The sequence below is a fragment of the Rhizobium sp. BK176 genome (assembly GCF_024808055.1).
The window spans coordinates 40,111-64,771 of record NZ_JANUBV010000024.1 but is presented as its reverse complement, the minus strand read 5'-3'; the positions used below and the strand labels follow the sequence as shown (position 1 = coordinate 64,771).

Genomic DNA, 24,661 nt, shown 5'->3' with positions numbered 1-24,661 from the left:
ATTGCCTCGGCCACGTCCTTACATGATCGGACCGTGGAGCAAAACCGGGATCTGGTCAAAGATCGTCGAAGTCCTGCCCCTTGCGCAACAGATAGATGTCCATGATCCAGCCGTGGCGTGCACGCGCGTCTGCCCTGGACCTGACAATGTCGTCTGCGACATCCGCCAGTCGCCCGGCATGGGTGATTTCGTCGGGGGTTCCGAGGTAGGCGCCCCAGAAGATTTCGGCCTCCGGATCGTCGATCTTCGAGAAGGCAAGCTCGCCGTCGAGCATGACAACCGTGGTGTCCGCCTGGTTTCCGAACTGGGCGAGGCGGCGGCCGGTGGTGATTTCGACTGGCTTGCCGACAAGGTTGAGGGGGATGCGATGGCTGGCCGCGAGCGCCTGCATGCTGGTGATCCCCGGAATGACGGAGACATCGAATTCGACCGTCTGGAGCGAGTAGGCGCGCTCGAGAATGCGGATCGTGCTGTCGTAGAGACTGGGATCGCCCCAGACTAGAAATGCGCCGACAGCGGTTTGTGGCAACGCCGCGATCAGTTTGGTGTAGACCTCGGCGAGGGCTCCGTGCCAGTCGTCAACGCTCTCCAGATAGGTCTGCCCTGTGGTGAGCCGTTGGGGCACGGCAAATTCCACGATGGCGGTGGTGCCATTGGTGAGGTAGCGGCTGCAGATCTCGCGACGGACTGCGGCAAGCCCGTCCTTTGCGGCTCCCTTGGTGGGGATGAAGATCGTATGGGCACGGTTCATGGCGTTGATCGCCTGTACCGTCACATGCTCGGGGTTACCCGTTCCTATGCCGATGATCACGATATGTCGCACGGCGCCTTCCTTTGCTGAACCAGGTCCTTCTGGCCGATTGCCAGGGCAACGGCAAGGGAGGAGGAGAAAAGTTGGCCGCGGCCAACTCGCATGCTGAGGCCTGATCGTATTGTTGCGATTCGCGAATCATGGCATCTTCGATACGCTTTTTAGCGCGATGTTGATAAAAAAGCGCATTGATAGGGATCGGGTGTTTTGGACAACATTAGCGTATCGACAACCGACGTGCGCATCGAGCGGCACGCCAGTCAGCTCTCGCGTCAACTGAAGCTTCTGCGTGAGAAGCTCTTTCCGCCCCTGTCGCAGAAGACCCTGCGCACATTCACCTCGGGTGAGGCGGCACAGATGATCGGTGTTTCCGATGGCTATCTCCGGCAGCTTTCACTCGACGGCAAGGGGCCGCAGCCGGATATCGCCATCAATGGCCGCCGATCCTACACACTGGCGCAAATCAATGAGCTGCGAAATCACATGGCGCGCATCAAGCCGAAGGATGCCCTGTCCTATCTGCCGCAGAGGCGCCCCGGCGAAAAACTGCAGACGCTGGCTGTGACGAACTTCAAGGGTGGCTCGGCCAAGACGACTACGACGCTCTACCTTGCCCAGTATCTGGCGTTGAATGGCTACCGGGTCCTGGCGATCGACCTCGACCCGCAGGCGTCGCTGTCGTCCATGCTTGGCGTGCAGCCGGAATTCGACCTTGCCGATGGCGATACGCTCTACGGAGCCATTCGCTATGACAGCAGCCGCCGTTCACTGAAGGACATTGTGCGGAAAACCTATTTCGACGGCCTGGATCTCGTCCCCGGCAATCTCGAGCTCATGGAGTTCGAGCATGAGACGCCGCGTGCCCTTGGCGACCGCCAGCGATCCGGAGAGCTTTTCTTTCGGCGCGTGGGCGTCGCCATATCGGAGGTCGAGGCTGACTACGACATCGTTGTCATCGATTGCCCTCCGCAGCTCGGCTACCTGACACTTGGCGCCGTCTGTGCCGCGACCTCGCTGCTGATCACGGTGCATCCACAGATGGTCGACGTCGCCTCCATGTCGCAATTCCTGCTGATGACGTCAGACCTGCTGTCGGTGGTTAGAAAGGCTGGCGGCGACCTGCAGCACGACTTCATCAAATACGTCGTCACCCGCCACGAGCCATTCGACGCACCGCAGTCTCAGATCGTCGCACTGCTGCGCAATCTCTTCGGGGAAGACGTGCTGACGGCGACCATCCTGAAGTCAACGGCAATTGCCGATGCCGGGCTGACCAAGCAGTCCCTCTATGAGATCGAGCGCGGCCAGGTACGACGCTCGACCTATGACCGGGCACTGGAATCCGTCAACGCGGCGAATGGCGAAGTGCTGGCAGGAATTCACAAGGCGTGGGGCCGCTCATGAGCAGACGCGATCGACTGAAGGGACTGTTCGACGATACGGCGCAGGAGTTGGCCGCGGCCAACCTGGATGACGACGCTTCCACCCGTGGGCCGGCTGGCCCGGTCCGTTCGATGGCATTGACGCTCGGACGGATGGAGGAGGAAAGCCGGGCAATGCAGGAGGCCCTGCTATCCGGCGAGCGCGTTGTGGAGCTCGAACCCGATGCCATCGACATGTCCTTTGTCCGGGACCGACTGGCCGACATGCCCCGGGACCTCGACGACGAGCTGGTCCGTTCGATCGGGGAAAATGGCCAGGAGGTGCCCATCCTGGTTCGGGTGCATCCTGACGACGACCAGCGCTACCAGGTGGTCTATGGCCACCGTCGACTTCAGGCCGTCCGACTGCTCGGGCGAAAGGTCCAGGCCATCATCCGAAAGCTCGACGATGTCGATGTCGTCATCGCACAAGGGATCGAGAACTCCGCGCGGCGCAACCTCTCCTATGTCGAGCGCGCCGTCTTTGCATTCAATCTCGAGAGCAAGGGGTTCGAGCGACCCGTCATCATGAAGGCCTTGTCGACCGACAAGACGGAACTGTCGAAGCTCATCTCGGTCGCCAAGACCATTCCGATGGACGTCATCGTCGCCATCGGCGCTGCTCCCGCCGCCGGACGCCGCAAATGGCTTGCGCTGGCGCAAGGCTGGACAAGTGCGACAGCCTCGAGGCTGCGGACGTTGCTTGCGTCGGAGCAGTTCACCAGCGAGGGCACGGATCGTCGCTTTGATCTGGTGGTCGCAGAGCTCGCAAGGAAGTTGGAAAAGCAGGATGCGACGGAGTTCGAATGGACACCTCAGGACAGCAAGATCAGGGGGCGCATCCGCAAGACCGGAGATTCCTTCACGATTGCGCTGAAGACCGGCGATGCGGCTGATTTCGGCGACTACCTCTCTGGCCGGCTCGATGAACTCTACGACGCGTTCAAGAGCGCGAAGTAGCTTCAACCGACCAGATCAGTGGTTTATCCACTGCCGTTGCCTTTTCCCCCTGAAAGGCTCTGTTCAAGCGCCGCCAAATCATGTCATCCATGAGTGAAGTTAAGCGTGATTTGAGTTCCGTTGCGAGGAAATAGAAAAAGCTAACAATGCGCTATGAAATCGACAGTCCGCTGCTGATCAGCCTGTTGCCGGCCGTCGTTCAGGCCGAGGACAGTCTGGCGAGGCTGGACGAGCGCGCCGCGCGTGAATCCGTTTCCGACGGTTTTGGTGAACGCCGGCACTTCTTCGATGCCGTTGGGGCTCTCTGGGTGGCGGGGGAGCTCGTTCACGTCGAGGACCTGGTGCTGCACGACGCCCATATGGATTCACGCACGCCGAGCCATGAGCTGACGATCGCGCACGCGGTTCTGCGTTTGCGAAGGCGAGTCTGGTTCGCCGCACCTGACTGGGCCTTGAGTCCAGCCGGTCTCGCCGTCCTTGCCGGTGGCGTGGAAGGGGAGGGTGGGGGTGAAGCGCTAAAGTTCGACGAGCCGGTCTCAGGCGAGGCGGAGGCGGACGACGAGGACGACGCGCTTTCCGCCGAGCTGGCAGAGATCGATGCCATCCTGGAGCGCTCACAAAGGCTGCTGGACAGCCATAGGAACACCGCTGCACCGGCGCAAGCCGAACCGCGTGATGAGGCCCGCGAAAAGCGAATTGATGATCCGCTCGGCCTGTTCGACGACGAGGAATGGGATGAAGCGGCGCGGCTGCGCGCCTGGCGCAAGACTGTTGCCATTGCCGACGCGCTGCCCGTCACATTGGGTGCAGCCGTGATTTTCGAGGCCTGGGAGCGGATCGAGCCGCTGCGTCGCCAGCACTGGCTTGGCGGCCTGCTTGTCTCGAGCTACCTGCGCTCCCGCGGCAAGGTTACCTCGCATCTCTTTGCCTTCTATGCCGGCCTGAAGATGATACGGCACGAAAGACGAAGGTCGCGTGATCGGCTGACCAGGCTGCAGGCATTTCTGGAAGCGATGGTGGAAAGCGCTACCGCCGGCCTGAAGGAAATGGATCGTCTGGTTCTGGCGCGCACACAGATGGAAGTCCGCTTCAGGGACCGCCGTTCGAACAGCAGCCTGCCGCAGCTTGCCGATTTTGTCCTGTCACGACCAATGGTGTCGTCGGCAATGGTGGCGCGCGAGTTGCGGGTGACCAGCCGCGGGGCCCTCAATCTTCTGAACGACATCGGGATCCGCGAAATCACCGGGCGAGGGCGCTATCGCGCCTGGGGCATCATCTGATCAAAAGACAAAAAAACGGCCAGGTTTGAAGCCCGGCCGTTTTTCCAGGTGAGCACCCGGTCCGCGCATCCTGTCACAGAAGTGCGAACCGGGCGCAGAAGCGCTTCCATTGCCCCCAGAAGCGCTTGTCCCTTTATTCCCGCTCGCCCGTGAAATTGAGGAGGAGCTGGAAGATGTTGACGAAGTTCAGGTAGAGCGAGAGCGCGCCGAAGACGGCAAGCTTCTGGTTCGATTCCTGATCGTAGTTTTCGGAGTACTGTTCCTTGATGTTCTGCGTGTCGTAAGCCGTCAGGCCGACGAAGACGAGGATGCCGATGACGGAGATCGCGAACTGGAGGGCGCTCGAGCCGAGGAAGATGTTCACGATGCTCGCGATGATCACGCCGATCAGGCCCATCATCAGGAACGAGCCAAAGCGGGACAGATCCTTCTTGGTTGCGTATCCATAGAGGCTCGTCGCACCAAACATGGTTGCAGCGATGAAGAATGTCCGTGCGATGCTGGTGCCGGTGAATACCAGGAAGACCGATGCGAGCGACAGGCCCATGACTGCACAGAACGCCCAGAAGGTCATCTGTGCGGCGCTCGCCGACATCGTCTGGATCTTGAAGGAGAAGAAGAAGACAAATGCGAGCGGCGCAAGCATCACGACCCACTTCAGCGGGGACTGGAAGATCGGCACGTAGAGCGCCGGCGTGCTACCAACGACGAGTGCGACGATACCTGTGATGACGAGGCCAAGGCCCATGTAGTTGTAGACGCGCAGCATATGCTGGCGCAGTCCCTCATCGAACAGCGCCTGCGAGCCAGCGGCCGAGCCGTAGCCAAAACGCGGATTGGTCGGGTTCATACTGATCTCCTCGGTTGAACTAGCTAGTAGAGGGTGCGGGCGAGCTTGTCGGCTGCCGCATCCAGATTGATGTCACGGTCGCCGGCAACGAGCGCATAGGCGACGTCGCCGATCTGCCAGTAGGCGGCTTCCGCGCGATGAAGTGCGACATGGTGGACAGGCTGTACGGCAAATCCACCGGGCCGAACGGCAAACAGCGAGAGCGGTTTGCCTTGGGCAGTCTTGATTGCCATCTCGACGCTCGGCCCGAACTCGGACGGGAATATCTGCACGTCGGCGATCGCCCAATCATCAGGCAGTTGCGGCATGACGATCGCCGTTGCGGCGCGAATGTCCTCCGGCCTGTAGCTTGCCACCGTCTGTGACGGGACGGACTGGCGAAGCAGGGCGGTCTGATAGGCGCGCACCGCATCCTCGACATAGGCGGGCGCGGGAACCGAGGCGGCGACCTCGGTTGCGGTGAAGGCACCGAAGGAGGTGTGGGCGATCCACCCGGCCGCCACCAGGATACCAACGGCTGCGATCCGCTGCACCGAGTGCAGGATCCGGCCATAGGCAAGTTCACGCTCCAGGCGTCTCGCCGCGTCGCGCGTCTCCGGACGGCCAAAGGCGCTTCCGCTGGCAAGTGCCAGGCGCAATTCCCCGCGCATGCTGAGATCTGCCATGACCTTTGCCGCGATGGCGGGGTTTTCGGAGAGGAACGTCTCGACCTGGATGCGTCTTGCCACATCGAGTTGTCCGTCGACATAGGCGTCGAGATCAGCGTCGATGATAGGATCAATTGCCTTCATTGCCGTTCCCTCCGATCAGTCTCAAATGGGGCGCACGGGGTGTCTTTTCCTCGAATTCCCGCAGCTGGGCACGGGCGCGCGAAATACGCGACATCAACGTGCCGATCGGAATTCCGAGGGCAGCGGCCGCTTCCTGGTAGGACAGGTCCTCGATGGCCACCAGGTGAAGGGCCTCGCGCTGTTCCTCCTGAAGCTTGAAGAAGGCGTCTCGCACTTGCTGCAGGCGCACGGCGTGTTCCTGGCCGGCTTCTATCGACTGGTCCGCTTCAACCGCTGCCTCGTCGTGCCTGCGGGCAAGCGAGCGGTTCTGGCGCACCCGGTCGATATGGGCGTTATGCATGATCGAAAGCAGCCAGGTGCGGAGATTGCCGCCGCGACGGAAGCTCTGCTTTTTTTCATAGGCCCGCACCAGTGCGTCATGAACAAGATCTTCGGCGTCATCCGAATTGCGCACGAGCGAGCGCGCGTAGCGGCGAAGCGCTGCGAGCTGGCCAATGACATCGAATGAGCGTTCTTTCCGTTCCATGATTGAGTATACGGATGCCCGCGCCGATTTATTCCCGCAGCCAGAAAAAAAAGAAGGCTTCGCTCATGGAGCGCGCGAAAGGGGGCGACAGGGGTAAGGTCGAGGTTTGCCCAGACAGGTTTTATAGACCTTTCAGCCATTGGAAGGTCAAGGGGCATGTCGAGCAAAAATCACAGCAGGAACGCTTCAGAAAAAATAAGTGGCCCGCCGGAGGCAGGCCACAGTCCGTCGTCAAAACAATTTAGCAGGTACTGAAATGATACCCGAAACAAATATCCCTCTTGCCAGAGTATAAAAGCACGACCAGGCGTTGATTGCACGTCAGGCAAAAGCGGTAGCATGCCTCACCTTTGCGCGTGAAAAAGTTCAGTTCGACCGCTGTCGTCCGTCGTCCTCAAGGCCGCCTTTTGCCTGGCGGAGAAGAAGCTTTCCCAGGGCCTTGGCAGACTCGCGGGGAAGGGCATAGTGCAACCAGCCATAGCGGGGATCGCGAATGTGGAGGAGCGATTCTTCCAGCAAGGCGTCGGGCTCCGAATACCACCGTGGATCGAGGACGGCGTCGACCATTTGACCTGCCTGCCAATCCTCGGAATGGGGCGTCGCCATCTTCGCCCTGACCTGGCCGGCACCCTCGATGAGTTCCGAAACAGCTGCCGCGTCGAGAACGAGTGCGACCGGTGGATCCGTCGGAAAGCTGATCGTCAATGTCGAGAGCTCTTCATCAAGCTCCCACAGCGGTTCGTCGTTTTCGTTCATGCTCACCTCTTTGGGGGCCGTGTGCCGGTCATGACGCAGGTGGGAAACAGAACGCAAACAAGGGGACCCAGACGATTCCAACAATCAACCGATTAAGGTCGGTCTAATATAGCCAGAACACTTTTTCGTGACACGTACCTCCTTCGGCTTACCGCGGCGACAGCGCGGCCAAGGTATTGAATAAAAATAGAAAATCAGACGGAGCGGTGAAATATCGGTCATTCTCGCCCAAAAATGGTTTCAGCAATTCGACTGACTGGAGGCCGCAGGTCCTGTCGGTTATCGTGCGCCGATGGATCGACTGATAAAGACAGCAGCGTGGCTGTGGCTTGGCGCTATTGTGTTCGTGACCGTTTCACCGATCGGGATGAGACCGCATGACGTGATGCCGGTCAATTATGATCGGGCCCTTGCCTTCACGCTGATGGCCGGGCTTTTCGTCATGGCTTATCCTCGCCAATTTCTAACCTGCGCGATCCTCGTGATAGCAGGGGCAGCGGCAATGGAACTGCTGCAATATTTGTCCGCCAGCCGTCATGCCAGGCTCGACGATGCTGCCGTGAAGGCTCTCGGTGCAACGATCGGTGTCGCTTTTGGCTATGCAGCCAACCGTCTACGCCGACTTCACCCGTTCAGTCGCTAGTTGGAGGTGTCACGTCCAGAGCAGGGGATTTCATCCTGCCTCCGACACCGAAATCTGGCCCCTGGTTGATCCAGGGGCGACCCTTCTCACTCGATATAGACGCCGACACTTGCTGCCCGACCCATGGAGTCGATCACGGTGAGTTTTGAATAGCCGGCACCGTCCGGGATCCACTGGTTGGTCCGCCGCTTCGACACATCCGGCAGCGGCTTGCCATTGGCTAACCACCGGAAGGGTGCCCGCCCGCCCTGCAGCTTCAGCATCAGCGGCGAGCCATCTCCGCGCCGTGCCCCAAGATCAACGTGCGCCCCCTCGGGCGGATACACGATCTGCGGTGCCTGCTCGCGGCCCGATATCGCAAGGAGGCCACCCGGATTGATGGCAAAGCGCCGTTGGCTGATCGGCAGGTCGGCCTGGGCAATGCGAACCGCTCCCGAGGGCGGGCGGGGAAGGGGCGTCGTCGCAATTCCTGATTTTGCAAAGGCTTCAAACAGGATGGGGGCAGCAGTTCCGTAGCCCGTCAAGCCCGGCACGGCACCATTGTCGGGTCGACCGACCCAGACGCCGAGCACGTAACGGCCATCATATCCGACGGACCAGGCATCACGATAGCCGTAGCTGGTGCCCGTCTTGTACGCGATGCCGCGTTTGTGAGCGCCAGCCGGCGGAATGACGCCCGAGAGGACGTCGGCGACATTCCAGGTGGCCACCGGATCCAGCATGCCCTCGCCATCGATCTTGCCCGGCTGGTCGTTGACGCCATCGCCGATGCGGACTGGCTGGCCGCGGTTTGCGAGGGCGGTGTAAAGCTGCACCAGATCCTTCAGCGTGATGCCGAGGCCCCCGAGCCCGATTGCGAGGCCAGGTGTTTCGTTCGGTGGCAACAGTGGCCGCACCTCGGCACGGCGAAAGCGGATCAGCAGCTTGGCCGGATTGATGGAATCGAGCAACTTGACCGTCGGAACGTTCAGCGACAATTGCAGCGCTTCGCGCACCGTGACATCGCCCTGATAGCTCATGTCGAAATTGCGCGGCCGGTAGCCGAAAAAATCGGCGGGGCGATCCTCGATGATCGTCTCCTGGCTGACAAGACCTTCCTCGAAGGCGAGGCCGTAGATGAATGGCTTCAGGGTGGAGCCCGGCGAACGGCTGAAGCGCGTCATGTCGATCCAGCCAGACCGACTGGCGTCGAAATAGTCGGCCGAGCCAACCTCACCGACGATGTCGCCGGTCTGCGCATCGGCCATGACCATGGCAATCGACAGTTTCGGGCCGAGTCTCGGGGCGGAGGCGCGGGCGACGGCTTCCAATCCGGCCTGCACCTGTTTCTTCAGGGTTGTCTGGTATCGCAGCGCCATTGGATCCGTGCGTCGTGCTGCTTCGCCAACATGGGCCGCAAGCGCCGGGAGCTGCATGCGTCCCGATGGCACGGGGACGACGTCCGCACGCGCCGTCTCACCTTCGCCGACAACGTCGGCAACGGCGACGCGCTCCAGCACCCGTTTGCGAGCCGTTTCGGCTGCCACCAGATTGCGGTCCGGCCGGCGCCTTTCCGGCAGCTGTGGCAGCGCGACAAGGAGAGCGGCCTGCGCAACAGTCAGCCGTCGCGGCTCCTTGCCAAAGTAAGCAAGGCTTGCGGCGCGCACTCCCTCGAGATTCCCGCCATAAGGCGCATGCGTCAGATAGAGATTGAGGATCTGTTCCTTGGAAAGCCGCCGCTCAATCTGGATGGCGCGCGCCATTTGCAGGAGTTTCGCCGACAGCGAGCGGCCCTGCCGCGGCTCGATGAGCCGGGCGACCTGCATTGACAGCGTCGATGCACCTGAGACGATGCGGCCATGGGTGACGAGTTGGAGAGCGGCACGTCCGATGGCCTGCAGGTCGATGCCCGCATGGGTGTAGAACCGCCGGTCCTCATAGGCGACCAGCATCTTGAGAAACCGCGGATCGACGTCGGCCACGGTCGTCTTCAGACGCCAGAGGCCCCCGGGAATTGCGAAGGCGCGCAGCAGCTGACCGTCCTGGTCGAGCACTTCGGCCGAGACCATGTCCGCCGTCGTGAGAGGCGGCGGATAGGTCCGGTCGGCGGCATCGAGCAAAACCAGTCCGGCACCGGCAAGGACGATGCCGGCAGCGCTTCCGATCGCAAGCTTTCTTCCAAGCCTCATTTCGACGCTGCGGTGACCTCCATCTTGCCGGTTGCTGTACGCGCAGACAGCTGCGGCCGATACATGTCCTCGACCACGGCCGCCGGATGATCGTAGGTGCCGGGGGTCACGGCACGCACGACATAGGCGACATTGATCTCACGATTGTCGTCCGCCGACCGATTGAATGCGGCCACGAAGCGGTCATTGCGGAATTCGGTATGGGCAGCCGTCACCTCGCCGATCCAGTCGAAGTTCGTCAGTTGGGCGCTGTCGACCAGGCTCGGATTGTCGATCTGGAAGCCGGCAGGCAGCAGGTCCGTCACGACGATCCGCGACGGCCAGTTGTTGCTTTCCGTGATGTGCAGGACAACGACATAGCGTTCGTTCTGCGTGGCCCCGGTGACATTCGCCTCCTCGCCATCCATCGTGTAGTAGTTACGTTCGATGGCAAAGCCATCACCACCCGCGGGCGGCGGCACGACGGGGGCTGCAACCGTCGTCACGACAGCCGATAGGGGTTCGCCGGTTTGGTTGATGAGCGCAAGGCTGTTGCCGAGCAAGGCGTCGCCTGTCATCTTTGCCATGTAGGCGCCATTGTGCAACGCGCCGTTGACATCGATCTTGATCGAATCATCACCGCCCTGGATGGCCCGCGCGGCAAGCAGCATCCAGGCTTGTTCCTGCGTGCTTGTGTACTTGCTGCGGTTCCATTCCTTGGCGACTGCTTTCGCCAGTTCCGGAACCACGGGTGGAACAGGACGGCTCTCGGCGGCAAGCGCCAGGATTGCAGCCCCATCCCGCAGGATCGAGCCGTAATCCGTCCTCGAAAGGTTGACGCGCGTTACCATCGACTGCTCAGACATCTGCAGGGCGTCGACGAAGATGTTTTTCGAACGGATCGCATCGCCGTAGAGGGCCAGTGCCGCAGCAATATGAGCCTTGGCTAGTGGCGTCGGGAAGTCGTTGATGGCAGTGTCGGCATAGTAGCGCAGGTCGCTGATCGCGGCTTTCTTGTTGCGGGCAAGAACATAGAGCGCATAGGCGATCTGGTCGCCCTGATCCTTGACATTGACGTCGTAGCTCAGCGCGTTCTGAAGGTTCTCAAGTGCCTGTGCGAAAGCACGCTCGGGGACATCATATCTCTGCTCGCGTGCGCGGGTCAGGAAGTCGGTGACATAGGAATCGAGCCAGAGGTCGCCGCTATCCGGTCCCCACAAGCCAAAACTTCCCGCCGAAGCCTGATAGGAAAGCACGCGGTAGATCGCATCCTGTACCCGTTTCTTGACATCCGCATCATCGTCCAGGCCAGCCTGTCCTGCCAGCTCGCTCAGATATAGGAGTGGCAAGGCCCGGCTGGTCGTCTGCTCGGCGCAACCGAACGGATAGCGGTCGAGGGACATCAGCAAAGCCGGAATGTCGAAGGCGGCAGAACGTGTGACGCTGACGCTGACGGAGGCGCCCGGCAATACGCTGTCTGCCAGCAATGCCTTGTCGACGGTCAGCTTGGTGGCGGGATTGAGCGCGAGCACACGGCGTTCGGTGATCGGCAGGACGGCCGGTCGGACAGGGACGTCGACCGTCTGATCCAGCGGCAGCCCGGCCATGTCAACAAGATTGATCGAAACGCTGCCATTGCCCGGCTGCTTGCCGACGACAGCCAGCGTGACGGCTGATTTGGCTCCCGCCTCCAGATGGATCGTCTGGGCGGGCTGATTGACCCCCACAGCCTCATTACCGGCAACAGTCAGCTTGAAATCGCCTGCTGGCGCATCCGTATTGGCAATATCGAGCCGAAGTTCGGACGTATCTCCAGGCGCCAGGAAGCGCGGGAGGCTCGCCGTCACCACGACCGGATCGCGGATGACGACGTCCTTCGTTGCGTGGCCAACGCCGGCTTTCGACCAGGCGACCGCCATGACGCGGGCCGTGCCGTTGAACTGCGGAATTTCGAAGTTGACGGTTGCCTTGCCATCGGCATCGAGTTTCACGGGGCCGGAGAAGAAGGCGACAAGCTTTTGCGTCGGCGGGCTTCCCTGAAGTGCCACGGCACCTCCGTCCCCGCCTGTCCTCAGCTTGCCGGTAGCGCCGAGCGAACCGTCGATCAGCCGTCCGTAGAGATCACGGATCTCAAGCCCAAGCTGCCGCTGGCCAAAATACCAGTCTTCTGGGTTGGGCGGTTCGTAGCGGGTCAGATTGAGAATACCGACATCGACCGCGGCAACGGTCACATAAGTGTCCTCGCTGGCCTTGGCACCGGCAACGGCAAGGGTGATTGGCAAGGACGAGCGCGGCAGCATCTTTTCAGGCGCATTGATCGCGACCTGAAGCGCACGCTCCGCCGGATCAACCTTTAGCCATTTCACGCCGATCGAGCGCATCGGCATGTGGCTTTCCTGCGCATCACCCGGGCGAAAAAGCGTGGCGGTCACGTAGGCACCGGCACCCCAGTCGGAGGTGATGGGGATATCGACTTCGCCGCCCTTCTCGCCGATTGAAGCGTTCTGCACGGCCACGAGATTTTCCGTTCCTGCGGCGATCATCAATTCGCCGGCGTAGCGCGACGAGACCTTCAGCTTGGCCGTCTCACCAATCTTGTAGCTGTCCTTGTCGAGTGCGATCTCAAGGCCGTCGGGCGTTTCCGTCGATGTCGCCTGGACGAACCAGCCTGCGTCGAATTCCACGCTCGTCACAGGGCCATCGGTCTCGGTGCTTTCGACCTCAAGGCGGTAGCGCCCCCAGGCGACTGCAGACGATATTTTCGCACCATCAAGAGACGCATCGACATTGCCGTTGGAAACCTGCTCGGCAGTATAGATCGGCTCGTACTTCCAGGCTGTACCGTCGCGGTACCATTGATAGTCCCGGTTCAGCCTATAGAGCTTCCAGCGCAGCCCACTCATCGCCTGCTTCTGACCATCCGCATCGAGGCCGATAACCGTGAAGTTCGCGATCGAATTTTCGCCAAGGTCGCCCGAGAATTCCGGCTTGATGCCGATCATTGGGCCCTGGTTCTTGACGGGAAGAACAAGCGACCGCTCGATGGCGCGACCACCGGCTTCCTGCATCCTGATGTAGACGGTGGCGCTCAGAAGTTGCGTCGTCCCCGGCAGATCGCCGACAGTCAACTCGGTGATGGCTTCGCCGTTGTCGTCGAGGTCGGGCAGACCTTCTATGGTCTGGCGTGTGTCTTCGGCTGCTTCCTCGTCGGCGAGGCCAAAGAAGTAGCCGGGGAAGGCCTTCGCCTGGCGGGTCGGCTTGATCACGACATCGCCTTCGAGCGACAGACCCGCCGCTGGCGCGCCGTAGAGATACTTGCCGCTGATGTTGATTGTCGCGGAGGTCTCCGGACCGATTATTTTTGCATCGGTCCTGATCTCCATGTCGGTGCGATCGGGCACGAAATCATCGACAAGGAAGGTTCTTGTCGCGATCGGCGAGCCCTTTGGGTCGGTATGAATGTTCATCGTCCAGGTACCGCGCATGGCGCTTTCCTGAACGGGCAGGTCAATGGCATAGCCGCCGACGTTGCTGGTCTGGCTGACGATCCGGCGGTCCTCGACACCATCGGGGCGCAGGAAGATGAAGGTCAGTGGCAGATTCTCGATCGCCTTGCCATCGGTATCGCGGGCAAGAGCAGCGGCATGGACCGTCTCGCCGGCGCGGTAGATGCCGCGCTCGGTCCAACTCAAGACGTCGATTGCGCCAGGAGACGCGCGCCCTGTGACGCCCCGATCGGAGAGGTCAAATCCCGCTCGGGTCATGTCGAGGAAGACGTAATCTGCATCATTTTTTCTGGCGGTGATAACAGCAGGCGTCAGGGCAGCTGTCGCACGCATCAGACCCGCGGTGAACTTTGCGCGGCCGTTCTCGTCCGTGGTCGCGGTGCCGAGCACCTCATTGTTCTTCGCCAGAAGCTGCAGCTGGACCCCAGCGATCGGTTTTGCCGAGGCCAGCGAGCGGGTGAAAACATTGAGGCCATCCGTACCTGCATAAGTCGTGATGCCGATATCGGAAACGACAAACCATTGCGTCGCCTGGGCATTCCAGTCCTGGTTCGGGGCATTTGGCGCCGTTGCCGTCAGAACATAGACGCCCGGTTTGCGCTCTGGCAGCGCCTCGTCCACCGGGAAGCTGGTGACGACATCCTTGTTGAGATCATTGGCGACGTCGATCGAGCCTTGCCAGACCAGTTCGCCGCTTTCGTCCTCGATCCGCTGCGCGCTATAGCCATCGAGCTGTGTCAGGAACTGCGAGCTCGTCAAAAGCGGCGCGATACCGCGATCGCCAATGCGATAGAGCTTGAGATTGGCGGAAGCCATGTTGACCGAAACGATCGGGATCCCGCGACGAACGGTCGAAGGCAGGACGAAACTGTCCCCCGTGAAGCGCACGCTTGCCGTGCGATCCTTGACATAGATATCGAGGCTGACCGGCGCCTCCAGGACCTCGTCCACGGAAGACGGAAGGCCAGTACGAAAGGCGATCTTGTAGTTCTCTCCGTGTGCCAGCCCCTCGATGCAGATCTGCTTGTCATTGGTCTCGAGAGCCTTGGGCGCGGCGCCGTTCAAGGTCACGAAGGCGGTGTAGTCGATCGTCTTGACCAGCGTTTCGGAGAATGTCGCACAGGCGCGAGGGTTTGCACCGTCGGCATCGACAGTGTGCTCGGTCATGCGAAACCCTTGAGCCGCCTTCAGCTGCAGGAACGCCGCCTGGACATCCTTCGAGCCGACCAGTGCCAGGCTCGCCTTGTAGGCGTTGAGTGCGGCGCGATAATTTGCGTTCTTGTCGAGGGCGGCGGCAAGGACGGCCAGCGCCTCCGCACGGCTCGTCGTCGTCCGCGTCAGCTCATAGCCGTTGACGGCGGCAAGGACGGCCTGTCCGTAGAGGTCGCTGCCATTGTTGTCGTCGGTCTTGACGAAGCTGTCAGCCGCGCGGGCCGTCTCCAGCCACAGGGCGGCATCATCAGCGGAGAGAGCGAGCGCACTTCGAAAGGATTTCACGGCGTCGATGGCGTTGCCTGATGTCAGGTCGAGGCGACCATTGGCGATCAGGCTGTCGGCACTCTGGCTCTGCTGATCGTCAGCCACTTCAAGATTGGACTTGTCGTCGCGGGCCTGCTGGATAACGTCGCCGGACAGGAAGGTGAGGCGGGGAGCGGCACCAATATCCGGTTCCTTCTTAGCGGCCGAAGTCTCGACGATCTTGCCAGCGATGGCGCCGGGGAAGGGGTTCATCGTCTTGAAGTCGGATTTCAGGAAGCACCATTTCACCTTCGGATTGTAGGTGAAGGCTTTGCAGGACTTGTCGCCTATGCAGGACGACTTGCACTGATCCAGGGTGAGGTTCTGTTCCGTGCGCAGGTCGAAGCCGAAGTAATCGGCATCCTGTATCGTCTGTATGGTACGTGTGGTCTCGGCAGCTGCTGCCGGTGAGCTGACCGAGATAAGGGTCGCGGCGACGGCAAAAAACGCGCGTACAAACATAGGTCCCCCAAGATGCTGGCGCTGATCAGGCCTGCACTCTCGGCACTCTCTATCCAGTTGTCAACACTGGCAAAACGCTGTCTGAGAGACACCCCACGGACCGCGAGCATGCATAGCCGGAATTCGTCAATTCCGACCGGTTTTGCACCAACAGCTCTGCATTCCGGAACCATTTCGCCCTCGTCCCGTTTCCGAAAGGCCTGCCCAAGGCGGTCAAGTGGATGTGGATGTTTTGAGTTTAAAGGGGCACTTATGTTCGGCCGTGTGGAAAACAAGTTCACCGAAGACGGCGCACGCAAAGTCATGATCGTGGAAGACGAGTTCCTGATCGCGCTTGATCTGGAAGCGACCGTTACGGAAATGGGCCTCGATGTGGTTGGTCTCGCGCGAGACACCGAGCAGGCTCTATCGCTTGCGCCTAAGGCCGACATTGCGTTTGTGGACGTTAATCTTGCAGACGGCGCGACGGGGCCTGATATTGGTCAGCGTCTTGTCGACGAGTATGGCGTTACGGTTGTGTTCATGACGGGAAATCCCGAGATGGTCGAGGGTCGTGTCCGCGGCGCGCTCGGAGTCGTCAAAAAACCGGCGACACCGTCAATCGTGCAGAGGTCCCTACAGGAGGCACTCGAGGCGCGCCGCGTGGTATAGAGCTCGGATTGGCCGGGATCATTGTCGCCAAATTGTCAGATAATTCCGGTGAGCAGGCCGAAACCGGCCAGTGCTGCAATACTTCCGCCCGCGCGGGTGACAATCTTCCCGTGGCGCTCGGTTGCCTTGCCTACTAGCCAGCCCACCAGGATCCCAAGGCCGTGCAGTGTTGCGGTTGCCACCAAAAACCCGGCTGCATAGGCGATCCTGCCATCCGCTTCGGGCATCTCAAGGCCATGCGCATGTCCATGAAAGACTGCAAATAGACCAACGACGCCCGTCGCGACGGCAACCGGCGTCCGTACTCCGATTGCAATAGCGGCACCAAGCACGATGACGGACAGGGCGATGCCGGTTTCAACAAAGGGCACGGAGATCTTCGCTGCTCCAAGTGCGCCGCCGAGAGCCATCAACGACACAAAACCGGTCGGGACGGTGAATAGCGCACGACCGCCGAGCTGCCATGCGAGGATGCCGACCAGGACCATCGCGAGCACATGGTCAAGTCCCGTCACCGGATGAACGAAGCCATGAAAAAAACCGATCGTTTGGCCGTCGCCTGGATGGGCGAGGGCAAGCGAGGGAACAAGAACGCAAGCCGCGAGTGCAATGCTGAATCTTTTCGTTTTTGAAAACATTGTGTCCCCTATCAATGCAGCTTTGCCGGGAAAAATGGCACGGTGAACGGCAAGGATAAAGCTAAAAAAAAGTGCTGCCACCGTCATTTGACGTAGGTCTCTCGAGAAGCTCACGTCGGTTGCAACGTGCCGAAGACGGCAACAAGGCCAAGGACAAGGAAGCCGAAAGCGATTTCCGCAATGGTGGCCCACGTCAACCATCCCAGCGTCGCGCTCCGGCCGAGCCTCGGAACAAGGATATAGCGATTGTTGATCGCGATCCCGACCAGAAGGCAGACGATAAAGATCTTGATACCGAGGAGACGTTGATAGTCTATCTGCCAGTCCAATGGAGGGGCTTTGACGACAAGGATGGTGTTGGCGATACCTGTTGTGATCACCAGCCCGACGGCCACATGTCCCGCTGTCGAAAACCGTGTCAATGCAAGACGAGCGTCCTGCTGCCACATTGATTCACGAAGTTTAGGAAGGATAACCACGATGGCGGGAAGCGCACCGATCCAGGCGCCTCCCGACAGGAGATGAAGACCGTCGTTGATGCGGTGCAGGGGTCGTAGCCAGCCACTGTTCATGGCGGCGTGACCGGTCATCGTCGTGCTGATCAAAAGCAGTGCTGCACCGACGGCTACCGCGCGTCGCCCGACAAATGGCACCACGAACGACAGGAGCAGAAAGACGGTCGCGCAGGCCTGGCCAATCCAGGCCTGGCCAACGTTGGTCTCGCCTAGGATAGACTTAAGCATCTCCGGCTGAAACGCGTCGGCCCACCCCTCGCCAATCGTGGCAGCCTGCAGCGGAAGCGTCAGGGCGGTCGTGATGATGACCAGGAACAGTGCGAGCCGATACCAGGTGTGCAACTGCTGGCCCACCTGTGCAGACAATCCCGATGGAACGAACCAGCCGAGGTACGCGGACGCTCCCCACAAGAACATGGCAGAGCCATAAAGGGAAAAGCGGCACAGGATGAGCGCAGAGTCGGGAGTCACGGCTTGACCGTGAAGCTATAATTGCCGTTTGATTTGTGTCCGTCCGTCGAAAGAACATGCCAGTCCACCGAGTAGGCCCCTGGACCTAGCCGCTCCGAAAGTGGGACCTTTAGCGTCTTGCCTTCGTCGACGAGAACAGGATCGCCTGTTTTGACAGATGCCTTGCCGGGGCCGGTGACCTTTGCGCCCGAGAAATTGATGTTGAGTTCCTCGGAAAAATGCAAATCGATTTCCGCGGGCGCTGCCGCGACGGTTGCCTTGTCGGCGGGGAGGCTGTCAGTCAAATGGGCGTGTGCCAAAGCGCGGCCTGCAGTGAAGAGAAGCGCTACGAGCAACAGGGCTGTGAAACGAGAATGGGTCATTGAAATTCCCCTTGCTGAGACATTTTGAAACTCGCCGACAAGCACGCTATTGCGGCTTTGACATATCCATTCCGCCCATATCGTGATGACCGTCCGGAGAAGTCGACTTTACACCTCCAGCGTTTCCGACAGTGAATTCTACGTCGACGGAACCGGCCTTTTCGAAGGTCAGGGTCGCCTTGATCGTTTCGCCCTCCTTGAAAGGCTTAGCAACATCCATGAACATGACGTGAAAACCGCCCGGCTTGAGTTCTACCGTTTTGCCGGCTGGTATCGTCAATCCGTCAACAACCGGCCGCATTGTCATCACTCCATTGGCGACGCTCATCTGGTGGACCTCCGCCGTTGCCGCGCGTTCGGATGTAATGCTGACAAGCCTGTCATCGATAGAACCGGTGTTGGTAAGCTCAAGGTAACCGCCACCCACCTTTGCACCGGGCACCATGGCCCGCGCACGGGGGTGTCCGATATCGATGGCGCCCACCTTGACGTCATTGGCGGTAGCGACTGCAGCAAACAGGCCGGCAAAAGACAGGCTTGTTATGAGAATGATCAGCTTTTTCAAAATGTGTTCCTAGCAGAGGGATTCCTCGCAACGACGGAAAGCGACGGTCGGAAGAAAAACGCCCCTTGTGAGATGGAAATTGGATGCGGTTCGATCTACCAATGGCCGAACGGATATCCGCAGCGCAAATCGGCGCCTATTGTGCCAGGCATTGCGGATGAGCCGATTTGCCGGTTCAAGCAAATGCGGGCGGACCGGGTGGTGCCCTGGGCCCAGTGTTTGGCGATATGATCCGTCTGAAAGACACTTCAACGTCATAATGCCACAAAGCAAGGGTCGCGGCAGGAAGATGTTTGCTGCGATCATTGTCAGGAACCGGCAATAGAACCGAGGCGGCAATCCGGCAAGCTTCACAGCCATGCAATTGCTGCGCCGTATGCTTGTCCATCCCGGTTGCCTTGTGCGCTATGCAGATAACGGGAAGCGTGCCGTCAGGAAGGATATATTCTGCAAACTCGGCAGGAGCGAACGCCTCTTTTGCAAGGGATGGCGTTTGATGGGCGAAGCTGACAAGCAGCAGGGCGATTGCGCAGGTCATGCGCAACATCCATAGCATGATCATCGCCTTTCGTGCCTGCAACCGCCTCTCCTTCGCTGACGCGAATGCTTATAGGGAGCAAAGCAATAGATCTCAATGCGGCAATTTGAAAGGGGCTCGAAACGGATATAGCTCGCGTCGTCGCAAACACAAATCCGGTGTAGCGTGTTTGTGATATGGCCGGCTAGCTCCTGAACTGTTCGGAGGCGCAGACGGGCAACATAACTGGCTTGTCGCCGATGGCCTCGACCGTCGATGGTCGCTGCTTGTTCGCGTTGCAGTAAGCGCCTTCTCGGCCGCGCGTCGGGTCTTTGCCCGACCAGGCGTCGGTGTGCCTATCCGGCATGACAAATTGGTTCCGGTTACGACGAGACTTTATAATGGCGCGCCTGCGTACGCGTTTTACTTTTGTTCATCTTGCAGACGTGCTCTAGGTCAAATTGCGTAGCAGCGGATATATTGAACAAAACAATATAAATTGATCTATTTTACGAAGAGGAACTAGGCGCCGCCTCTCAAACAGAATTGCCACTGGAGAAAGCTTTCATCTCCTTTTTAAGGACAGTGATGGGTGCGATCTCTAAAAACAACGGTTCGCTAGAGAGCATGTCGATGCGCCGGTGACTATCACAAAAGTCGTCACCTAGAGTCCTTGGTAGAGGTTGATTGGGGAGGACCCTACAGCAACAATTGCGAAGGCAGTGACCGAGCCGTCGCAAGGTTAATAGAGCGGAGAACCGGGCAATGAAGGCAGTCAGATTCGGCCATCGCGTCATCGGATTTCTGGCGCGCAAATCGCGTAGAGCCGATGCCATTGGCAGCTGTCCGACGAACAGACCGAGGTTGAGCCGATCGTCATGGAACATCTTCCGACCGGTCAGGCTGCGCAATGCTGCGTGGGGGAGCATTGCCATGCTTATGTCGGCCACTTTATCAGCGTCTGGCGCCTCCCTTGCCGAGGGCAAAGATGACGTGTGCGGCGGCTCGTCACCATGCCTGCCCGCCCCCGAACAGACGCATTGCGCCGAGCGCCCATCTGTATGCGGCTATCCCGATGAGACTAATACCGGGCCTGCACGCGGAACCGTCCTCCGACGGGTGCCGCAAGATGTGTCGTCAGGCCCAGGATGGGCGTGGGAGCCGAACATGGGCAGGCTACGCGTCACGGGGCCGGGAGCAACGATCGAAGCCGTCGAAGTGCATGGACAGGTCGTCATCGACGCACCGAATGTCACACTGCGTGACAGTAAGATAGTCGCGTGCGACACAGATTCCATCGTTGCCGTCCGTGCCGGTCGCCCCGCAGATGGCTATGACGCCGACGACGCGCGTATCGAGAATAATCTCCTGGGATGCGATGGCGCGGCAGATCAGCGGGCTAGCCGCGGCGTAAGCGATGTTTATGGCAGTGCAAGGGGCCTGATCGTTCGCGGAAACAATATCTGGAACGTGTCCAACGGTATTACGATCGAGCGCGAGGGCCTAGTACAGGGAAATTTCGTGCGCGATCTTGGCCACAAGGCGGGCGACCATCATTCGGGCATCTCCAATCATGGCGGAGCGACCGATGTTATCTTCGACCACAATACGGTTCTGCTTTCTCAGGAGGGCGTTTCAGCTCCGATCGTTGTCTATTCGGATTTCGCCCCGGCGCGCAACGTGACGATTACACGCAATCTTGTTTCGGGCGGTTCCTACTGCGTGTACGGTGGCGAATCCGGGGCATTCGCGCCCAGTAGTGGCCACATCCGGATCATTGGCAACCGTTTTTCAAAAATCTACGGCCACAATGGCCATTGCGGAATTTACGGTCAGATCGCGACGTTCGCTCCAACCAACCGCAGTGACTGGGCCGGCAATGCCTGGGACGAGGATCTTCGCCCCTTGAGCGGCGAGTAGTTCCCAGTCCAAAGCAAAATAGGAAGTCAAGCTGACTAGCAAAATGATGATTGGAACCAGCCACATGTTTCCCCTCCCTGATTTCCAAGGACAGTTCATTGTTTCGCGGGGCGACTGCCCGACGGCTGCGAGTGCCACGCGCCACTGTCTAGAAACGCTATGCGTTGACGTCTTTGAACCACTGAACAGGGTTGAGGTGCTGGATGCTTCCGGCCGCTCAATAGGACTTTTTCTAGGAACCGTCATCGATACCGACGCGGAGGAAATTCTCACGTCCTCCATACGGTTGGACGATTCACTGGATCAGATCAACGATATCGACCAGTGGGTTGAGGAACAGATCTACCGGCTAGCGGGCAGTTTTGTCTTCGTACTCGATACAACCTCTGCGCAACGTATCTATCTCGATGCGAACGGCAGCAATTCCCTGGTTTACGACCCTCAAACCAAAACTGCAGCCGCCACGACCGCTTTGCTTCTCGACCCAGCAGCCTACCGCCAACGGTTCGATAACGAGCTGTATCGAGGATTGACCGTTGATGAGGATGGCTGGTTTCCAGCAGGACTGACTGCACATACCGGCATCAGACGCCTAATGTGCAACCACTATCTTGATATGGAAACTATGCAGACGGTGCGGCATTGGCCTGCCGGCAAGATTGAGGAAGCCAAGAATCTCTCAGAACCGGTCGCCTTGATAGTGGATAAAGTCGAACGCACAATACGGGCAATCCAGCGGACCGGACTTGGGACAATGGCTCTTACAGCGGGCAACGAGACGCGGCTTCTTCTCGGCTGTTGCCGTAGTTTTGCCGGAGATATTGACTTCGTCACAGTCAAGGCCCCGGGTGCGGAACTGGACGTCACGCGCTCGAGGGAACTAGCAAGGCGCTTCGACTTGAAGCATCGCCTGCTCGAATATGTAGAAGCGGACGCGAATGGAGCGAGAGCTTGGCAGATGCGCGTCGGCCATTGCATCACCGGCTCCAATATGACGATGCATCCAAGCGTAGAGCCACTGAACGGCAGGATATTCATCGGAGGCCTCGGCGGCGAGATAGGCCGCGGCTTCCTTTGGTTGAATTCAGAACAAGGAATAGCCATTGATGCGCCTGGCATCGTGTCGAGGCTGAAGCTTCCGCAGCATCCTTTGTTACTTAAGGAGGTGCAGCGTTGGCTCGAACCGCTCAGGCACTATGACAGCCTCTTCCTGTTAGATCTTGCCTATATGGAACTCCGTATGAGTTGCTGGGCTTTCTCGCAGTCGTACGCTGCGCCGCGGATAGTCGAGGTGAACCCGCTTGTTTCAAGAGATATCTATATGGCGATGCTGTCTGTGCCACCATCCCTCAGACGCAACAACGGCCTCATAGTGCAGGGGATCCAACAAACGTGGCCGGAATTGCTATCGCTTCCAATAAATCGCTATGGCGATTGGCGCGACAGGGCGAGGATAGCGCGTAACGCAATGGCATCTCCGAATCGGGCGATTCGGAAAATTCGACAGCTGACCTCAGTCAAACTCGGCCGCATGCTCGCACGCCGCGCCGAGTAGGCAACGCTGCGCAACCTGGGGACGGAGTGTATAGAGGGCGGCGGCCATGTCGACATCGCGGTCCACGGGCACAGGACCCATCCGTGCTGACAGCCTCAATGGCCGGCATTCGGCAATGACCCTATGCCGCCGCCATTCATGACCGCGAACGCAAAATCCCTGTGACTGTGCCTGTGTCACACGCGAGCCAAGTTCCGAAGAGATCGCCGCGACAATCTGTACTTCATCTCGTTGCCGAACCGTCGCCACCGGCCGCTATCGACAAGCTCAAGCCGTCCCATTCCTCCCTGTTCCGTTTCGATAGGTAAAGTCAACGCCAGTCGACGGTGCCTACAAAAGGCCGCCCGACTCGGTTGCGTACGGGCGTGATGACAGGCGGCCGGAAGGTCGACGGTTCGGAATGGCGCCAGGCCCGTCGCGGCTTGCTTTGCGATGCTGGTTGCCGGCATCGAGAAGCCAGCTGCCGCTTCCCAGGAAAAACAAGAAAAGCACGTAGGTGGCGTTCCAGAAATGCACAGTCCAACCAACGAGGAAATAACCGCTCATGACAGCCAGATAGGCCGTGCGATACTGGACGAGCTGTGGCTCGAGACCGCGCTTGAAAGCAACCGGAATGACCATCATGAAGAAGGCCAATATCATCAGCAGACCGGCAGGGATGCCGAACAGGACGGCATGATAAAGCCAGAACATGTCGATGCTGTTTGGCATCCATTCCGGTCGGTCCCATCTGTTGAAGCCCACCCCGAAGAGCGGATGATTGAGGGCTGAACCGGATCCGAAGTGCCATATCAGGGTACGATAGTTAGCCGAGGCCGCATCAAAGGTGAAATGGGTCATTAGAAATTCTGGGACCGACTGGTTGGAGACCAGCGAGATCATCCCGTACATTGCAAGGAGAAGGATCCAGAGCACGCGCCAGCGCTTCGGATAAGCGTTGAAAACCCGGTCCCAGAACAAGATGAGAATCTGAACCATAAGGGCGGTTATCGGGCCTGAAGATAGCGAAAGAGCTGCGGTCACGAGCACAACTGCGGTCGCACCCCAGCGCTGCACGGGTGACGCTTTCTCGCATACAACGAGGTGGACGAGGGCGAGGATGGCGCCGCAGGTTACGCCGAACAGTATCGGGTGTTCGAAGACGCTTTGCACGCGCCGCAACCCCCAGCGCGGAATGTTTTCCGCAACGACGTGAGTCGGGAAAAGTTTCGAAAAGACATCCAGCGATATGTTCGTGTTCGACACGGACTCAATGATCGCGAGGGGAAAGATCATGACGATGATCCAGAATAGCAGGCGGGACATCGCATGGAACTGCTCGGGCGTACGGATGAAGCACCGTCCCAAAAAATAGGCTCCGGCGGTTTCGACGGTCATCGTTCCGGCGGGCTGAAGGGCAGCATCTACGCCATGCACGACGGACAGGCTGATGAAACACCACAGACAATAAAAGCATATGGAAATGTCGGCGGCGCGAATGGTGCCTGCTCGACCGGTCAACCACATGAAGATGCAGGGCACCGCAGCAAGAATCAACACAAGCCGGTACGGAGAAATCCAGACGGAGCCGATCTGCCATAGCCAAGGAAGGAATGCACAAATGATGAAAGCCTTAACGGCCAATGCCAGCCGGGTGGTGGGCGCAGCGGCAGTCTCTCGCCGGCGAAGCGTTTGGCGCGAAAGGGGGGCAGGGCCGTCCTCAAGGATGGCGGTGTCCGTATTTACCCTTGTTCTGGCTGAAGCCCTCATAATAAACCGCAGTCTGGATTGCTGATATTTCACTTTGATATCACGGT

At 59.5% G+C, this 24,661-nt stretch carries 20 protein-coding genes; 8 read left to right on the top strand and 12 right to left on the bottom strand.

The features are described from left to right. Positions 1-55: 55 nt before the first annotated feature. A complete protein-coding gene (gene cobF, locus FHT76_RS35580; RefSeq protein ID WP_183756548.1) occupies positions 56-823 on the bottom strand; it encodes a precorrin-6A synthase (deacetylating) in 768 nt (255 codons plus the stop codon). A gap of 195 nt (positions 824-1,018) precedes the next feature. Between cobF and repA the strand changes: the two genes are divergently transcribed. The 3 genes from repA to FHT76_RS35565 all read left to right on the top strand — a co-directional run bounded on the left by repA (position 1,019) and on the right by FHT76_RS35565 (position 4,472). Continuing rightward, on the top strand, positions 1,019-2,215 hold the full coding sequence (gene repA / locus FHT76_RS35575; protein ID WP_183756547.1) for a plasmid partitioning protein RepA: 1,197 nt from the start codon (positions 1,019-1,021) through the stop codon (positions 2,213-2,215). Continuing rightward, entirely contained in the window at positions 2,212-3,192 is a 981-nt protein-coding gene (gene repB / locus FHT76_RS35570; protein ID WP_183756546.1) for a plasmid partitioning protein RepB, read from the top strand. Before repA ends, repB begins: the two co-directional genes overlap by 4 nt. A gap of 146 nt (positions 3,193-3,338) precedes the next feature. Continuing rightward, complete coding sequence (locus FHT76_RS35565) at positions 3,339-4,472, top strand: RHE_PE00001 family protein (protein ID WP_183756545.1); 1,134 nt, start codon at positions 3,339-3,341, stop codon at positions 4,470-4,472. Positions 4,473-4,605: 133 nt separating this feature from the next. On the opposite strand, the gene FHT76_RS35560 is transcribed toward FHT76_RS35565, so the two are convergent. The 4 genes from FHT76_RS35560 to FHT76_RS35545 all read right to left on the bottom strand — a co-directional run bounded on the left by FHT76_RS35560 (position 4,606) and on the right by FHT76_RS35545 (position 7,395). Then, positions 4,606-5,322, bottom strand: coding sequence for a Bax inhibitor-1/YccA family protein (locus tag FHT76_RS35560; protein WP_183756544.1), 717 nt, complete (start codon positions 5,320-5,322; stop codon positions 4,606-4,608). 23 nt (positions 5,323-5,345) lie between these two features. Then, positions 5,346-6,113: an anti-sigma factor gene (locus FHT76_RS35555; protein ID WP_183756543.1), complete on the bottom strand. Its 768-nt coding sequence runs from the start codon at positions 6,111-6,113 to the stop codon at positions 5,346-5,348. Next, on the bottom strand, positions 6,100-6,639 hold the full coding sequence (locus tag FHT76_RS35550) for a sigma-70 family RNA polymerase sigma factor (protein WP_183756542.1): 540 nt from the start codon (positions 6,637-6,639) through the stop codon (positions 6,100-6,102). Before FHT76_RS35550 ends, FHT76_RS35555 begins: the two co-directional genes overlap by 14 nt. A 366-nt stretch (positions 6,640-7,005) precedes the next feature. After that, on the bottom strand, positions 7,006-7,395 hold the full coding sequence (locus tag FHT76_RS35545; protein WP_183756541.1) for a hypothetical protein: 390 nt from the start codon (positions 7,393-7,395) through the stop codon (positions 7,006-7,008). Between the two features lie 292 nt (positions 7,396-7,687). On the opposite strand from FHT76_RS35545, the gene FHT76_RS35540 reads away from it, so the two are divergent. Then, positions 7,688-8,038 carry a VanZ family protein gene (locus FHT76_RS35540; protein WP_183756540.1) on the top strand — a complete coding sequence of 117 codons (351 nt, stop codon included), beginning with the start codon at positions 7,688-7,690 and terminating at the stop codon, positions 8,036-8,038. A gap of 86 nt (positions 8,039-8,124) precedes the next feature. Here FHT76_RS35540 and pbpC read toward each other — a convergent pair whose 3' ends face one another. Both pbpC and FHT76_RS35530 read right to left on the bottom strand, forming a co-directional pair. After that, positions 8,125-10,206: a penicillin-binding protein 1C gene (gene pbpC, locus FHT76_RS35535; protein ID WP_183756539.1), complete on the bottom strand. Its 2,082-nt coding sequence runs from the start codon at positions 10,204-10,206 to the stop codon at positions 8,125-8,127. Beyond that, positions 10,203-15,671, bottom strand: a complete 5,469-nt coding sequence (locus FHT76_RS35530) for an alpha-2-macroglobulin family protein (protein ID WP_183756538.1) — start codon at positions 15,669-15,671, stop codon at positions 10,203-10,205. Before FHT76_RS35530 ends, pbpC begins: the two co-directional genes overlap by 4 nt. Before the next feature lie 252 nt (positions 15,672-15,923). Between FHT76_RS35530 and FHT76_RS35525 the strand changes: the two genes are divergently transcribed. Further along, entirely contained in the window at positions 15,924-16,322 is a 399-nt protein-coding gene (locus tag FHT76_RS35525) for a response regulator (protein ID WP_183756537.1), read from the top strand. Positions 16,323-16,357: 35 nt separating this feature from the next. On the opposite strand, the gene FHT76_RS35520 is transcribed toward FHT76_RS35525, so the two are convergent. From FHT76_RS35520 to FHT76_RS35505, 4 genes are all read right to left on the bottom strand, one after another. Beyond that, the gene (locus FHT76_RS35520; RefSeq protein ID WP_183756536.1) at positions 16,358-16,960 is read right to left on the bottom strand and encodes a HupE/UreJ family protein; all 603 of its coding nucleotides are present in this window, start codon (positions 16,958-16,960) and stop codon (positions 16,358-16,360) included. Between the two features lie 110 nt (positions 16,961-17,070). Next, complete coding sequence (gene copD, locus FHT76_RS35515) at positions 17,071-17,946, bottom strand: copper homeostasis membrane protein CopD (RefSeq protein ID WP_183756535.1); 876 nt, start codon at positions 17,944-17,946, stop codon at positions 17,071-17,073. Then, positions 17,943-18,308, bottom strand: coding sequence for a copper homeostasis periplasmic binding protein CopC (gene copC, locus FHT76_RS35510; RefSeq protein WP_183756534.1), 366 nt, complete (start codon positions 18,306-18,308; stop codon positions 17,943-17,945). Before copC ends, copD begins: the two co-directional genes overlap by 4 nt. Positions 18,309-18,354: 46 nt before the next feature. Further along, entirely contained in the window at positions 18,355-18,873 is a 519-nt protein-coding gene (locus FHT76_RS35505) for a copper chaperone PCu(A)C (RefSeq protein ID WP_183756533.1), read from the bottom strand. Positions 18,874-20,557: 1,684 nt separating this feature from the next. On the opposite strand from FHT76_RS35505, the gene FHT76_RS35500 reads away from it, so the two are divergent. Together FHT76_RS35500 and FHT76_RS35495 are read left to right on the top strand one after the other, a co-directional pair. Beyond that, on the top strand, positions 20,558-21,310 hold the full coding sequence (locus FHT76_RS35500; protein ID WP_183756532.1) for a hypothetical protein: 753 nt from the start codon (positions 20,558-20,560) through the stop codon (positions 21,308-21,310). 43 nt (positions 21,311-21,353) lie between these two features. Then, on the top strand, positions 21,354-22,865 hold the full coding sequence (locus FHT76_RS35495) for a hypothetical protein (RefSeq protein WP_246719934.1): 1,512 nt from the start codon (positions 21,354-21,356) through the stop codon (positions 22,863-22,865). Positions 22,866-23,195: 330 nt separating this feature from the next. On the opposite strand, the gene FHT76_RS35490 is transcribed toward FHT76_RS35495, so the two are convergent. Then, positions 23,196-24,170, bottom strand: coding sequence for an O-antigen ligase (locus tag FHT76_RS35490; RefSeq protein ID WP_246712812.1), 975 nt, complete (start codon positions 24,168-24,170; stop codon positions 23,196-23,198). A 3-nt stretch (positions 24,171-24,173) separates the two neighbouring features. On the opposite strand from FHT76_RS35490, the gene FHT76_RS35485 reads away from it, so the two are divergent. Then, complete coding sequence (locus tag FHT76_RS35485) at positions 24,174-24,446, top strand: hypothetical protein (protein ID WP_246712811.1); 273 nt, start codon at positions 24,174-24,176, stop codon at positions 24,444-24,446. Positions 24,447-24,661 lie beyond the last annotated feature (215 nt).

Excerpts from the sequence above, each read along its gene's own strand:
- repB (WP_183756546.1), top strand. The coding sequence starts at position 2,212 with ATGAGCAGACGCGATCGACTGAAGGGACTGTTCGACGATACGGCGCAG.
- FHT76_RS35565 (WP_183756545.1), top strand. The coding sequence starts at position 3,339 with ATGCGCTATGAAATCGACAGTCCGCTGCTGATCAGCCTGTTGCCGGCC.
- FHT76_RS35560 (WP_183756544.1), bottom strand. The coding sequence starts at position 5,322 with ATGAACCCGACCAATCCGCGTTTTGGCTACGGCTCGGCCGCTGGCTCG.
- FHT76_RS35555 (WP_183756543.1), bottom strand. The coding sequence starts at position 6,113 with ATGAAGGCAATTGATCCTATCATCGACGCTGATCTCGACGCCTATGTC.
- FHT76_RS35550 (WP_183756542.1), bottom strand. The coding sequence starts at position 6,639 with ATGGAACGGAAAGAACGCTCATTCGATGTCATTGGCCAGCTCGCAGCG.
- FHT76_RS35545 (WP_183756541.1), bottom strand. The coding sequence starts at position 7,395 with ATGAACGAAAACGACGAACCGCTGTGGGAGCTTGATGAAGAGCTCTCG.
- FHT76_RS35540 (WP_183756540.1), top strand. The coding sequence starts at position 7,688 with ATGGATCGACTGATAAAGACAGCAGCGTGGCTGTGGCTTGGCGCTATT.
- pbpC (WP_183756539.1), bottom strand. The coding sequence starts at position 10,206 with ATGAGGCTTGGAAGAAAGCTTGCGATCGGAAGCGCTGCCGGCATCGTC.
- FHT76_RS35530 (WP_183756538.1), bottom strand. The coding sequence starts at position 15,671 with ATGTTTGTACGCGCGTTTTTTGCCGTCGCCGCGACCCTTATCTCGGTC.
- FHT76_RS35525 (WP_183756537.1), top strand. The coding sequence starts at position 15,924 with ATGTTCGGCCGTGTGGAAAACAAGTTCACCGAAGACGGCGCACGCAAA.
- FHT76_RS35520 (WP_183756536.1), bottom strand. The coding sequence starts at position 16,960 with ATGTTTTCAAAAACGAAAAGATTCAGCATTGCACTCGCGGCTTGCGTT.
- copC (WP_183756534.1), bottom strand. The coding sequence starts at position 18,308 with ATGACCCATTCTCGTTTCACAGCCCTGTTGCTCGTAGCGCTTCTCTTC.
- FHT76_RS35500 (WP_183756532.1), top strand. The coding sequence starts at position 20,558 with ATGGGCAGGCTACGCGTCACGGGGCCGGGAGCAACGATCGAAGCCGTC.
- FHT76_RS35495 (WP_246719934.1), top strand. The coding sequence starts at position 21,354 with ATGATGATTGGAACCAGCCACATGTTTCCCCTCCCTGATTTCCAAGGA.
- FHT76_RS35490 (WP_246712812.1), bottom strand. The coding sequence starts at position 24,170 with ATGTCCCGCCTGCTATTCTGGATCATCGTCATGATCTTTCCCCTCGCG.
- FHT76_RS35485 (WP_246712811.1), top strand. The coding sequence starts at position 24,174 with ATGGAACTGCTCGGGCGTACGGATGAAGCACCGTCCCAAAAAATAGGC.